The sequence below is a fragment of the Nitrospira sp. genome (genome assembly GCA_030653545.1).
In the GTDB taxonomy this organism is placed as follows: Bacteria; Nitrospirota; Nitrospiria; order Nitrospirales; family Nitrospiraceae; genus Nitrospira_D.
Genome location: JAURZE010000029.1, coordinates 1 through 13943, shown reverse-complemented (window position 1 = coordinate 13943; position 13943 = coordinate 1). Strand labels below are relative to the sequence as shown.

Sequence of the window (13943 nt, the reverse complement as noted above, 5' to 3'; positions counted from 1 at the left end):
GACGCCTACATGACCCACCGCAATACCCAGCCCACCCCCTTTGTGTGGACCAAATCCGCGCAGGAAATCTTAGCGAAAGTGAATCGGGCCAAGAGCGCTCTGGATAAGACAAGAACAGCATGAATCACTACACTAGAACAGCTGATCGGTCGGCTTGCTGAAGTGATCGAAGGCAAGCTTTGTCGCTTGGCGGCCGCGGCCGGTGCGGTCGAGGTAGCCGGCTTGAATGAGGTAGGGCTCGTACACATCTTCCAGCGTCCCTTTCTCTTCTTGCACCGCTGCGGCCAAGGATTCCACTCCGACCGGTCCGCCGTTGAACTTTTCGATGATGGTCATTAGGATTTTTCGATCCATATCATCAAACCCGGCACTATCGACTCCCAACCAGGCCAGAGCATCTTGAGCCACCTGTCGGGTGATATGCCCTTCGGCCTTAATCTGCGCATAGTCCCGAACACGCCGGATCAAGCGATTCACGATGCGAGGCGTACCACGGGCTCTTCTCGCAATTTCTGCGGCACCGGCATGATCGATCGATGTGCCTAACACACCGGCCGACCGCGTCACGATGCGCTCCAGATCGGTCGGTGAGTAGAAGTCGAGCCGATAGACGAGTCCAAACCGGTCACGGAGCGGAGAGGTCAGTGCGCCGGCTTTCGTCGTGGCTCCGACCAACGTGAATTGCGGGAGATCCAGCTTGACTGTTCTGGCCGCAGGTCCCTGCCCGACGACCAGATCGAGTTGATAGTCCTCCATCGCCGGATAGAGCGCCTCTTCGACCGAAGCCGGCAACCGGTGGATTTCATCGATGAACAGAACATCGTGCTCTTGGAGATTCGTGAGGATCGCCGCCAGATCGCCGGCATGAGTCAGTACAAGCCCGGAGGTTGAACGGAGCGACGCTCCCATTTCCTTGGCGATGATGTGCGCGATCGTCGTCTTCCCAAGGCCTGGGGGTCCGTAAAAAATGGTGTGGTCGAGCGCCTCACCCCGCTGCAGGGCCGCATCGATGCAAATTCGCAGCGACTCTTTCATCCGCTCTTGCCCGACGTAGTCGTTGAAGGACTGCGGCCGGAGCACGGTTTCCATGCTGCGGTCATCGTCGGTGGTCCGCTGTGCAAGCAACCGCTCAGTCATAGGAGTTTCTGCAAATCTACTTGGTGTCCGGAGCCTGCTGAAAACGCGGGACTGGCGGCAAGGCTCCCTGGCCAGGTTGCCCTGCGCTCCCGCAATAAGGAGGACAGGTCTTTACGCCTTGGCTAGGATCGGGAAGATTCTGTTCCATTTTCTGCAACTGACATTGCGACAACCGTCCCCCATCCTTATTGCCGCAACGGGAGGGGACCGACGAACTGCCGATCTCCGAATAACCCTCGGGACAGGAGCCGCACACAGGAAGCATATTGGCCCCCAGCGGCACGCACTGGACCAGCGTCGGATCTCCATCTTTACAGACTGACGGAGCCTGCGTGGTACCGGTGGTCGCGTACCCATCGGGGCAGGTTCCGCAGGTCATGCGAATGCTCTTCTGCTCGCCGGCGTCCTGCGCCCATCCGGCAAGCGGGAGTCCGAAGAGAGAGCCCACCACGACACCGCACTGAACCATCGCTCGCACGCGCATAGAGTTACCCATCGTTCACCCCCTCGCAAGTTCTTTCAAGCCCTCTCGAATCAATTCCTTGAGACCGGCCTGGCTCTCGACCGTCTTAGCGACTCGCTTCAGGGCGTCTTTGACATCTTGAGGGCGATAGCCAAGATTGACAAGAGCCGACAGTGCATCATCATAAGGACCTGCCGGGACCGCTGGTTCCTCGATCGTGGCGGAAGGCAGACCGGAATGGATCTTCACGATCTTCTCTTTAAGTTCGAGGGCGATGCGCGCGGCCGTCTTCTTCCCGATCCCCGGAATCGTGGCCAGCTTCTCGACATCCTCGGTTTGAATGGCGCGGACAAGCTCGGCGAGTGGAAGCCCAGACAAGACCCCGAGCGCGAGTTTCGGGCCAATACCGGAAACCGTCGTTAACAACAAGAAGGCTTCTTTCTCGCTCAGTGAAAGAAAGCCGAACAGCTGGATCGCGTCTTCGCGCAAATGGGTGTGAATATTGAGCGCGGCGACTTCGTCGAGATTCGGCAGAGCGTAATAGGTGCTCAGCGGAATATGGACTTCGTAGCCCACACCCTGCACATCCAACGTGAGGTGGGTCGGCGCCTTAAAAGCCAGCCGCCCCGTTAGAAAGGCGATCATTGCGACTCACGTCTCGGGTGGCAGATAACGGCTCGACAAGTCGGCACTTATCCCGCCGCGGCGGCGGCCACCTTCTCCATCACTTCTTCAGAGATATCGAAATTGGCATGGACCTTCTGGACGTCATCGTGCTCGTCCATGGCTTCCATCAACTTGAGCATCTGTTCGGCGGCTTTTTCTTCGAGGCGGATCGTATTCTGGGGAATAAAGGTGATTTCGGCGAGCGTGGTCTCGATCTTGGCATCCGCTAAAGCCTTTTTCACGGCTTCGAACTCGTGGGTGCCGCAGATCACTTCGAAGGTTTTGTCGCCCACCTTCACATCCTCTGCGCCGGCTTCGAGTGCCAGCGTGAGTAACTGGTCTTCGTCGGCCTTCCCCTTGTCGATCGTCAGGAGGCCCTTCTTGTGGAACTGCCAGGCCACCGCCCCGGCTTCCGCCATATTGCCATGATTTTTCGTGAAAAGATTGCGGATCTCCGCCACAGTCCGGTTGCGGTTGTCGCTGGTGATTTCGAGCAAGACCGCGGTGCCACCGGGCCCGTAGCCTTCCAACGCATATTCCTCATACGCCACGCCGGGAAGTTCTCCCGTTCCGCGCTGGATGGCTTTCTTAATCGTGTCGCCGGGCATGTTGGCTTCTTTGGCCTTTGCGATCGACAGGCGGAGGCGCGGATTGCTGTCGGGGTCACCACCGGTGCGAGCGGCAATGGCGATTTCGCGGATGATTCTGGTAAAAACCTTTCCGCGCTTGACGTCCTGCGCGCCCTTATACCGCTTGATCGTCGCCCAATGGCTATGTCCACCCATGTGTCCCTCGTCTGTGTCTTTGGAGCTCTCAACTGATGCGAGGCCACAGCTTACGGCTGTATGCCCCACCGTCGTAGACGTAGCATAGGCCTTTGAAAGGTGTCAATCAATCGGGAACCGCGCAGAAATGGCCCAGGCTATTCGGAGTAAACCAGAAGCTGGAGACCAATGAGAAGGATGAGACCAGCCCAGATCGTCTCCCAACGGGAGCGAGACCATCCCATGAAGGCGCCTCTCCACGCGGAAGCGAGCTTGCTGGAACCGGCCGACACCGCCAGTGTGCCCATGACGGCATGATGCATCGCAATCTTTTGGGCGGCGGGATGGGCACCGTGGGAATGGGCAAACAACATGATCCCGCCGATCATGGCAAACAGCGGAAGCGGGATCATCCAGCTGACGTGGGACAACCGATCAAGACGCCGATACAGTTCAATCAGGCCCACGGTCAGGGCAAGGAGGCCATAGGTCTTATGCTGGAGAATTTCATGATCGTTGCCGAAAAATGTCTCGGCGAAACTCAGCGGTCCGATGGGCCAGGCCTGATGATCGCTCCAAATCAGCAGAAAGGCAGCCATTCCCAGCAAGGCCACCGGCAGAAGCATTCTCGCCCAGCCAAGCGAGGAAGACCGCAGCGCCTGCGCCATCTCAGTAAAGCCGATCAGGAGCACGAAGAGTCCGGCGAGATGATGATTGAACTCCGAATAGGCCATACCGGCCTTCGATCCTTCCCAGCTGTCCGGTGAAAGAGTGAGCGCGTGATGATCGTGCCCATGATCCGATGAACCCACGGCAGCCGCCTCATGACCCGGCTCACCATGCTGAGCAAACAAGAGTGCGCCGTCTAAGCCGAGGAATGCGACCATGAAAAAGAGGAATAGCGCCCACATCGCGACGGAATTCGCTCGAATCGCTGACTGCACCAAGTCTGGTAAAGGAAGGGCCCATCCGGGGTGCCGGATGGGCCCTTGAGAACCCCGCTGCATGAAGTTCGTACTCACATGAACTTCATGAATTTGTCTTTGGTCTCGTCCATGACTTGCGCGGTGATCGTCACCAGGCCGCGCTCTTTGGCCACACGTTCAATCTCTTTTCTCGCCATGGGCCGAATGAAGTCGGGGATGTTCTCCAGCCGCTGCTCGGCTTCCCGTGACCAGGTCATCCCATTCGGCGAGTCGGTCTTTGAATCATCCATGACTTGCAACGTGATGGATTTGAATCCGTTCTTCCGCGCATAGGCCTCGACGCTGCTCTGCACCATCGGTTTCACGAAAGCCGGCAGCCGATCGAGCTTTTCTTTGGCATCGGCCGTCCATGTGAAGTCTGAGGATGCGGGAGCAGTTCCATTGCCCGGCTTCCCGGTGCCCGTCAAGCCCATTTCCGCAACCATCGCGGAGAAGGGACAACCGCCGCTCGCTTTTTCTCCGGCTTTTTCCGGTGTCGCCGCTGACGCCGCCACCGGCTGCCCGCCCTGGATCTTTTCGTTCAGATAGGCGCCCATCTGCCCGGCTCCGGCCTGGGCCTCATCCTTGAGCGTGCCCCGCGTCATTTCAAATGGCTCAGCCGCCACCGTGCGACCGCCTAATTTGACTCCGAGGGAGCTGACCATCTGCGTTTCGCCGGGATTGGTCACCATCGAGAACTTGGCGTTGCAGGATGGGCAGCCGAAAAAGACGCCCAGCGATCCCTCGCCGGGCTTTTCAACTTTTTCGAAATTCATATAGGTTTCGCAATTGAGACAAACAAATTTCATAGGAACTCCTCTCGCATCTCTCGGATCACAGCTTATCCGCCAACACCTTCTTGTAATCGAGCAACGTGCGGATCCGCCCGGCTATTTCCTGGTACCGCTGAATGGTCGGATAAGTTTCGTCGAGCAACGGCTGGCCCTTATCGAATGTCCGGGCGATTTTTCGATCAAACGGAACCCTCCCGAGGAGCGGAAGATCGAGCGCTTCGCACATCGCTTCGGTGTTGCCTTCAAACAACTCATTGACTTCACCGCAGGACGGACACCGATACTCGCTCATATTTTCGACGATGCCCAAGACTTTGATGCCCATGTCTCGCGCATAGGTCACCGATTTCTGCACCACATCCGACGCCACTTCGGAAGGTGTCGTCACGACAATGGCTCCGGCCAGGTCGGGGATAAACCCGGCGATCACCGGCGGCTTATCGGCTGCCGCCCCGGGAGGCAGATCGGCAAGCAGATAGTCCAGCTCGCCCCATATCACATCGGAGAGAAATTCCCGAATCACATTCATTTCCATCAAGCCGAGCCAGACCGGACTCACATCCATCGGCCCCTTCCACCGAACCGGCGACGCATCGTCGAGAAAGAAGTCCATCGACGCTACTTTCACGCCAAGCGGGCCAACCGGAGGGATGGCCCCCTGCGGAGTCATCTTCAATGATTGCCCATGCAGACCGAGCATGCGCGGCACGCAGGGCCCGTTCAAATCGACATCGAGCAATCCGACTTTCGCACCTTGCCGGGCAAACGCCAAGGCCAAGTTGACCGTGGTCATGCTCTTCCCGACGCCGCCCTTCCCGCTCATGACCGCCAGCTTGTACTTGATGCCGGCCATGCGGGCATGGACCTGTTTGGTCTGCTCGGTAATTTGCTGGACGACCTTGGCATCATCGGAATACTTCAGTTTGCCAAGAATGGTCTTGAGGTCTTTGTCAGCCGCCATACAAGTCTTTCTATCCACAGGCTAAACGATGCAGGGCGGTACGGTAACACAGCGGTTTCTGGGGAGTCAAACCAAGCGAAAGGTGGGGGTCCCGTAAGAAAATGAACTTTGCGGAACCCTCTTTCTTTCGACCTCGCGCACTAAATCGAATACTGAAAGGTCGGCTTGGCCCCGATCGCCTGAGCCAGTACACCCCGTTTCTTAAGCTCGTCCATAATTTGCTTGGAGGCTTTATCCAGATCCGTCGGTCCGCTCAAGACAATGTCCGTATTCGGCGGCGGCTCTTCACTGGTCTTGCTCATGTGGACCGCGATCACCGGGGCAGGATGGACGAGCGTCCGGATCGCCTGCACAGCCTCTTTATAGTGCATGCCGAATGGATTGGTGGTGGAGACCACGATCAACCCGGTATCGATGAGCAACCGAGCGACTTCACCATACCGCCTGGCCATTTCATCGGTCTGCCCTCGTTCCTCGTCAGTCAAATCTGCATCGAGTCCGCGGCGAAGATTCTCTCCGTCCAGCAGATAGGCATGCCGCCCGTCAGCCACGAGCCGTCCCTCTAACTGCCTGGCGAGCAGGGACTTCCCCGTATGTCGCCCACCGGTAAACAGAACGATGGCGGCACGATGCCCGTACTGCCGCGCACGGTCCTCGACGCCGACTTCGCCTTTGACCCAGGCGAAATCTCTGCGCCGGGCTTCCTCCCGCAAAATCTCTTGATCATCGTGAATCAGTTCCGTGACGATGCCGCCGCCGGCGATATCATATTCATCGACGAGGACAAACCGTCCGGTCGCTTCAAACGAGGCCGAGAGATCGAACGCGACCGGCGTCTTCGTCCGCAATGTCAGTTCAGCCACCTGATTCTTGTTGACCGTCGTGCTCCCCTGTTGCTGCGCCAGATCCATCGTGTCGATAATCCGGTGAATGGTCGCCACTTCGCAGTCGACTTCTTTATTGGCCACCCGCAGCTGATATTTGCGGCCGCGCTCCAGCGGACGCTTCCCCAGCCAAAACAGATTGGCGCGAAACGCCGTCGAGACAGACGGCAGATGGTCCTGATGCGTGGCAATCTCTCCGCGCTCCACGAAGATCTGCTCGTCGAGCGTAATGCCGATCGATTGACCGGCATAGCCTTCCGTCAGCGGCGGATCGATGTTGAAGGCTTCGACCGACCGGATATTGGCCCGCTTGTTCGACGGGGAGAACACCAGGTGATCGCCGACTTTCAACTTCCCGGCGGTAATGCGACCGGCGACGATGCGGCGAGCATCGAATTTATATACGTCCTGGACAGGGAACCGCAGCGGCTGTTCCGATCGTGCCGCTTCCTTCTTGAAACGACTCAGCTGATCCAATACCGTCGGGCCGGTGTACCACGCCATGTGGGTACTGCGATTCGCGATGTTATCGCCGAGCTTGGCGCTCACCGGAATAATGCATTCCGGCACGGCCTTAAACTGGCCAAGAAACTCGCGATACTCTTTCTCGATACCGTCGAACACATCCTGCCGATACCCGACCAAGTCCATCTTATTGACGACCACGGCGAACTGCCGGACACCCAGCAGCGATAGCAGATAGCCATGTTTCTTGGATTGCTCCTTCACACCCTCCAACGCATCGATCAGCAGCAGCGCCGCCTCCGCGCGCGCAGCGCCCGAGATCATATTCTTGAGAAATTCCTTGTGGCCCGGAGCATCGATGATGATGTACTGGCGCCCCTTCCAGATGAAGAAGGTGCGCGCCGTATCAATCGTGATTCCTTGCTCTTGCTCTTCCAGGAAGGCATCGAACAGGAAGGCATACTCAAACTCCTTGCCCTGCTGGCGGCAGATCGCCTGCACCTTCTCGAGCTTGCCATCAGGCAATGACCCGGTGTCGGCATAAAGCCGTCCCAGCAAGGTAGACTTGCCGTGATCGACATGCCCGACAATGACGATATTCAAACTCTCCGAGGGCTTCTGTGTTTGATTATCCATAGTTACCTTCTCTTATAGAGGATGATCAAAAAGGCCATCCAACAAGGCCCGAGGCGAGTCGAAACCGGAAGCGTACCCTCTGCGGTACGTTGAGGATTTCGATGAGCCGAGAACGAAGTTGGGGACCTTTTTCATCATCCTCGTTACATGTACCCGTCTTTTCGGAGCAGCTCCATGCCTCGCCCCTCATCCTGGGCGCGGCCGGCCCGTTCGGCCACCGTCGTGTGACGCAATTCGTCGATGATCTCGTCGACCGTCTTCGCGGTCGACTTGATGGGCGTGGTACAGGGCGCGCAACCGAGGCTCCGATAGCGAGTGCCCTCGCCCTTGTCGAGATACAAATCCATGAAGGGAATATTTTCGTACTTGATGTACTCCCAGATATTGATCTCCGTCCAATCCAGCAACGGATGGATGCGAATATGGGTGCCGGGTGGGAAGGTCGTCTTGAACTGATTCCACAATTCGGGCGGCTGATCGCGGAAATCCCAGTCGCCATGCTTATCGCGGGGCGAAAAATACCGTTCCTTCGCTCTCGTCCCCTCTTCGTCCGCCCGCACACCGAGAATAATACCGGTGTACCCCTTCTGCTCGATCAGTTGCTTCAGCCCGTTCGTCTTGAGGGCGGTACAACAGGCGACACGGCCCATTGTATGATTCATGCCCGCCGCCAAGGCTTCTTTGTTTTGCCCCACCACCAAATCCAAACGCCATTCCCGCGCAATCCGATCGCGGTATTCGATCATGGCGGGAATTTTGTAACTCGTATCGACGTGGAGCAATGGGAAAGGCACCTGCCCAAAGAAAGCCTTGCGGGCGAGCCAGAGCAGCACCGTCGAATCTTTGCCCATCGACCAGAGCATGCCCAAATTGTCGAAATTCTTGTAGGCCTCGCGAAGAATGTAGACGCTTTGATCTTCCAACTGACGAAGATGGTTCACGACCGACGACCTTTCCATTAGCAGGCTGTTGATAAAGTCCACCAGCAGCGTTCTCGCGGCGCTCAGAGACTCCACGTACCACAAGAGTACGCCTCGCCTCTTCGCTGGCTGCGGCCTTGCTGGGCAGCCTTCCTGAACAGCCTGTTAGTTATCCCCGCTTACCCGCCGCAAGAGGCGCCTGCACCAGTTCATCCAGCTTGCGTCCGGCTGCGCCGCTTTCAAGAGCGACTCGTGCCATCGGCAGACAGGCCGGTAACGTAGCCCCTTTGCCGGCGGCATACAGCAGCAACGCCGCATTCATCAAGACCCAATCTTTCGGACCGCCCGGAATCTGATTCTGAATAATTCGTCGCAGCAGCTCCGCTTCCTTATCCTGCTGGCCCGGAGGGAACCCGGCCATGTCGCGAGAGGTGCCCAGCGCCAATCCGAAATCCTTCGGCGAAATCCCTAACGGAGTGATCCGCTCATCCCGCAACTCCAATACCCGGGTCGCCGCCGTGACGGAGAGCTCCGGATCGCCTTCGACGCCCCGAATGACCAGCGCCCGCGGACAGCCCATCATCCGCAACACTTCTGCCGTTTTTTCGAAATGAGGCGGATGCGATAACCCGATCACTTGCGCGGCTGCCCGCGAAGGATTCAGTAAACGGGCAATCGGATGAAAGAGGTTGCGCACCCCGATTTCCTGACGCATCTCCAGGAACCGATAGAGCGGCGGATGGTACATCCCGATATCGAGATAGACGAATCCTTTTTTTGTGACTGCCTCGCCGGCCATCTTCGGGTCGAGATCGACCGGAACCCCGAGTGCCTTCAAAACACCCGCAGCACCCGGACGCCCGGGAATGCCGTCATACCCATGCATCACGATCGCCGCGCCCGCGGACGCCGCCACGATCGCTCCGGCAATCAAGCCATGGAAGGTCTCTGACTTGCCGGCATAGCTCGGCACATCCACCACGGCCAACTCTTTGGGAATCGACAGCGGAGCGACATAGGCGCGCGCCGCCGCCGTAAAGGCCGCCAGCTCCGAGACCGATTCCATCTTGAATCGCATCGCCATGAGAAAGGCGCCGATCTGCGCCTGCGTCGCCTGGCCTTCGATCAAGAGCTTCATGACCTGTTTGGATTCATCCCACGTCAGGTCTTTGGAGGCTCTGGGCCCCTTGGCAATTTTTGCAATAAAATCTTGAATAAGCATATTAGGTCTTGTGGAGCCCACACTCGGTCTTGGTAAATGTTTTCCAACGTCCGGCACGCGGATCTTCTCCCGGCGCCACCGGCGCAGTGCAATGGGTGCACCCGATGCTCGGATAATTCTGATCATGCAGCGGGTTGTAGGGCACCTCATAGACCTTGATGTAAGTCCACACGTCGGCCCAGGTCCAGCGAGCCAGCGGATTCACTTTGACCAATTGGAACTTGCTGTCCCATTCGATCAACCCCGCATTGGCTCTCGTCGGCGACTGATCCCGGCGGATTCCGGTGATCCAGGCCTCATACCCCTTCAACACACGCGTCAGCGGTTCCACCTTCCGTAACTGGCAGCAGCGATCCGGCTCCGTCGACCAGAGCGCCGCCCCATGCTGCGCCGCCTGCTGATCCGGGGTCAGCAACGACTGCACCTGAATGACCTGTGTCGGCTGCAGCGCATACTGCTGAATGATGCGATCACGGGTCGCATAGGTTTCGGGAAACAAAAAATCCGTGTCCAAGTAGAACAGCGGAATCGTGGGATCGATGCGATGCACCATATCGACCAACACGACATCTTCCGCACCGAAACTGCAGGCGACGACAATCTTTGGAGCGAACCGCTTGATCGTGTCCTTCAACACATCTTGGGGCTGCTGAGATTCAAACGCGTCGCTCGCGCGTTTCAGCTCCGCCACCATCTCTGGACTTCCACCACTAGACATACCTTGCTCTGACTCCCTTAGCCTTCAACTTTTTCCACGAGAATGCGATAGTGCGCGGCCTCCGGCTCCAGCGCTTCCTGGAGGAGCAGAAGATGCCCGTCGTTCTTCAAACTCATCGGCACATTCTTGATCGGCTCACCGGCGTCCAACCAGACTTCGAGCTTTTCGCCCGCGTCCATCATTTCAAGTTTGAGCTTCGTCTTCACATAATTCAGCGGACAGGCGACCCCGCGGAGATCGTACACCGGCGCTCCGGTTGACGCAGGAGCGGCCGACACGACCGGCGCCGCCGCAACCGCTGCTTTCACAGGTGCTACGGTTTCTTGGGCCGGCGCAAGCTTCAAATCTTTCCCCATCTGCTCTGTCGCCGCGCGGCAAGCATCGACGAACCCCTTCGCGAAGACCATCTTGTCACGCGCCGACTCCGCGGTCGTATCTTTCGGCCCGAGATCGCCTACTTTCTTATTGAGCTCGCGATACTGCGCAGGGATGACGCCCTTCTGCGCGATCCGGCGATCGAACTCAATGAATGTTTCCGAGTCGGTCGAGGGCTCAAGCCCTTCCGTGACCAACATCGCTTTGGCCGCCGCCAGCACGGCACGGTACGACTTATTCACCGACACGGAATACTGGTGGTTCTCGACCAGCAACTTGGCCTGATACAGCTCCTGGTCTGCCTCAAGAATCCCGTTCTCAATCATCTCCAGCGCACCGCCGGCGCATTCGCCGGGACCGAGATCCTCCAGGATGAACTCTGCTTCTCCTTCCCAGTCGTAGTAGAATGTGGGATCGTCCTTATACGCGGGAACGATGGTGTAGGGAATCAGCTCGTCCTTGAGTTTATTTTTCCCGGCACGCGCGATGAAGGCGGACAGATTTTCCTTTGGCAGGCGATCCCGCCTATACACGGTGACAAGATGCGACAGGGCCGCCGGCACAGACTTCGCCGGCAGCTTGACCGTCATCTGCCCGATCTTCGGAGTACCATCTACTTGCCCCCCGAGGTGCAGCTCATAATGCGGCGCCACGTGCTCCCCCAACCGCTTCCCGACGCCATGTAACCCGATCGTCGAGATGTGGTGTTGGGCGCAGGAGTTGTGACAGCCGCTAATCTTGATACTGACGTCCGAGAGATCTTCGGGCACCCGGCCGGCCGGGAACACTTCGCCCAATGCGCGCGCGAGCCCTTTGGATGAGGTAATGCCCAGACCGCACGTATCGGTTCCGGGGCAAGCGATGATGTCTTCGACAAGTTCGGCGCCCGGATCGGCCAGCCCCTGCGCGACAAGATCCGCGTGCAGCGATTCGATCTGCGATTCCGGGATCCACCGAATCACCATGTTCTGATTGATGGTGGTCCGGATGTTCCCGTTGGCGTACCGCTCCGCGAGGTCCGCCACGCCAAGCATTTGCTCAGATGTCAGATCGCCCATGAACAGCTTGATCGCCGCCGTGACATACCCGGGCTGCTTCTGTTTGACGACATTCGTCCGCTTCCACATTTCAAAAGGCGTTTCGTGCCCGATGCCAGAACCAGACCCATTCGACGACGAGGGGCCGGATCCATTCCGCGTCGGCATGATGAGCGGCACAGGCTCGTCCGCATAGGTAAGCAGCTTGATCGGCTCATGCGATGGTGTGGCGTACCCCATCGATTCGTAGGCAGCTTCCCAGCGCCGCTTAAATTCATCGAATCCCAGCTTTTCGATGACGAATTTCATGCGGGCCTTGTTGCGGTTCTTACGGTTTCCGAGCGTATCGAACACCTTAATGACGGCTTCGATGCTTGGCAGCAATTCTTCCATCGGAGTAAATTCTCGCAGCACTTGGGCGATGCGTGGAGCCGACCCCAAGCCGCCGCCTGCGACCATGCGAAACCCGATCGTCCCGTCGGCACGTTTGGCGGCCAGCAAACCGACGTCATGAATCGGCGTCAGGGCGCAGTCCTGTTTGCAGCCGGACAGCGCGATCTTGAACTTTCTCGGCAGACTTTGATTCAACGGATTGCGCAACAGATGATAGGCGATGGTCTTCGCGTAGGGCGTCACATCGAAGACTTCCCCCTGGCAGACCCCGGCCAAATGACAAGCCGTGACGTTACGAACCGTATTGGCGCACGCTTCACGCGTCGTCAGCCCCACCTCGGCCAGGCCGCGCATGATGGTCGGCACGTCCTTCAACTCGACAAAGTGCATCTGAATGTCCTGGCGCGTCGTGACATGCCCGACGGCGGTGGCATGGCGGTCGGCCAGCTCAGCAACTCGCCGGAGCTGATTCGCCGAGATCCCCCCGAACGGAATTTTGATGCGGACCATCTGCACGCCAGGCTGACGCTGCCCATAAATCCCGTACTGCAACCGAAACGGCTTGAAGAGATCGTTCGAGACTTCCCCCGCCATGGTGCGAAGGGCTTCCGCCTCAAATGTTTCGATTTCCTCCAGCAGGGCGGGAGGAATCGGAGAGGTCTTGATCTCCGGTATGGTCAGCTGATCTTGGGGGCTCATAAATATTCCTCCCTTACCGCGACTAAGACACCACGCTGCCGCCGGAACCAGCCTGCCGAATCAGATGTGGTACATCGGATTCTGTTGCTGATCGAGCACCCGCTGGCGTTCAACTAATTGATCGATCGTGATAGCAGAGAGGACTCCTCGTTCCGCTCGATGCACTTTTTCCCACACCGCCCCGAGTAACAGCTGTTCTCTCGTATCACGGCGATTCTGCCCGGTCCCATTCTGTGATGCGTCGTGAAACACCGGTCCATCAAGCGCCTCAAGCAAATCGGCCACTGACAGCTCTGAGGGAGCACGCAAGAGGAGATAGCCCCCCTGTGCACCCCGCGTACTATCGACGAGACCGGCCTTCTTCATCGCATTCAGCACTTGCTCAAGAAATCGCACAGGAATTGATTGCCGCCTGGCGATGGCCCGAGCCTGAATGGGGACTTCTTTCCCATTCATGGCAAGGTCAACGGCAGCCAAGATTCCATACGTTGCGCGATGTGAAACTTTCATTCTTGATAATTCCGGTAGGAATTAATCTTTCCACGATATACAGCTCCCCGATCCCAACTGTCAAGCAACCAATTTCCTCGCTGAGAGAATTTCGATTCTCGCAGGGGAAGGCTCGACAATATTTCAGCCCGTGAACCGCTTCCCAAGACTCTTCCATGGCGACGCCGACTTTCTGAAAATCGTACGCACAGCTTTCCTAGTGTAGTGATACATAAATAGCTTTACTTATTATACCGTACGGGTATACTCCTCCCCAAGAGGAGGACTGGCCTATGCGCATTGCCCCGTCCCTGCAGCTGACTGATCCCGAACGCCAGCAACTGGCGCAGTGGGC

13 protein-coding genes are annotated in these 13943 nt (G+C 57.8%); all 13 read right to left on the bottom strand.

What is annotated here, in order from left to right:
• Positions 1-132: 132 nt before the first annotated feature.
• Positions 133-1137, bottom strand: a complete 1005-nt coding sequence (gene ruvB / locus Q7U39_16370) for a Holliday junction branch migration DNA helicase RuvB (GenBank protein ID MDO9119537.1) — start codon at positions 1135-1137, stop codon at positions 133-135.
• A gap of 16 nt (positions 1138-1153) precedes the next feature.
• Complete coding sequence (locus Q7U39_16365; protein ID MDO9119536.1) at positions 1154-1633, bottom strand: hypothetical protein; 480 nt, start codon at positions 1631-1633, stop codon at positions 1154-1156.
• A gap of 3 nt (positions 1634-1636) precedes the next feature.
• Positions 1637-2245, bottom strand: a complete 609-nt coding sequence (ruvA, locus tag Q7U39_16360) for a Holliday junction branch migration protein RuvA (protein ID MDO9119535.1) — start codon at positions 2243-2245, stop codon at positions 1637-1639.
• 47 nt (positions 2246-2292) lie between these two features.
• Positions 2293-3051, bottom strand: a complete 759-nt coding sequence (locus Q7U39_16355) for a YebC/PmpR family DNA-binding transcriptional regulator (protein MDO9119534.1) — start codon at positions 3049-3051, stop codon at positions 2293-2295.
• Between the two features lie 137 nt (positions 3052-3188).
• Positions 3189-4052: a hypothetical protein gene (locus tag Q7U39_16350; protein ID MDO9119533.1), complete on the bottom strand. Its 864-nt coding sequence runs from the start codon at positions 4050-4052 to the stop codon at positions 3189-3191.
• A complete protein-coding gene (locus Q7U39_16345) occupies positions 4049-4804 on the bottom strand; it encodes a PCP reductase family protein (protein ID MDO9119532.1) in 756 nt (251 codons plus the stop codon). Before Q7U39_16345 ends, Q7U39_16350 begins: the two co-directional genes overlap by 4 nt.
• Before the next feature lie 25 nt (positions 4805-4829).
• Positions 4830-5750: an Mrp/NBP35 family ATP-binding protein gene (locus Q7U39_16340; protein ID MDO9119531.1), complete on the bottom strand. Its 921-nt coding sequence runs from the start codon at positions 5748-5750 to the stop codon at positions 4830-4832.
• 140 nt (positions 5751-5890) lie between these two features.
• Positions 5891-7735, bottom strand: a complete 1845-nt coding sequence (locus tag Q7U39_16335) for a GTP-binding protein (GenBank protein MDO9119530.1) — start codon at positions 7733-7735, stop codon at positions 5891-5893.
• Positions 7736-7878: 143 nt separating this feature from the next.
• On the bottom strand, positions 7879-8676 hold the full coding sequence (cysD, locus tag Q7U39_16330; GenBank protein MDO9119529.1) for a sulfate adenylyltransferase subunit CysD: 798 nt from the start codon (positions 8674-8676) through the stop codon (positions 7879-7881).
• 148 nt (positions 8677-8824) lie between these two features.
• A complete protein-coding gene (gene trpD, locus Q7U39_16325; protein ID MDO9119528.1) occupies positions 8825-9877 on the bottom strand; it encodes an anthranilate phosphoribosyltransferase in 1053 nt (350 codons plus the stop codon).
• 1 nt (position 9878) lies between these two features.
• Positions 9879-10595 carry a phosphoadenylyl-sulfate reductase gene (locus tag Q7U39_16320; protein ID MDO9119527.1) on the bottom strand — a complete coding sequence of 239 codons (717 nt, stop codon included), beginning with the start codon at positions 10593-10595 and terminating at the stop codon, positions 9879-9881.
• 17 nt (positions 10596-10612) lie between these two features.
• Positions 10613-13099, bottom strand: coding sequence for a sulfurtransferase TusA family protein (locus tag Q7U39_16315; GenBank protein ID MDO9119526.1), 2487 nt, complete (start codon positions 13097-13099; stop codon positions 10613-10615).
• A gap of 60 nt (positions 13100-13159) precedes the next feature.
• Positions 13160-13609, bottom strand: a complete 450-nt coding sequence (locus Q7U39_16310) for an Rrf2 family transcriptional regulator (GenBank protein ID MDO9119525.1) — start codon at positions 13607-13609, stop codon at positions 13160-13162.
• Between the last annotated feature and the right edge of the window lie 334 nt (positions 13610-13943).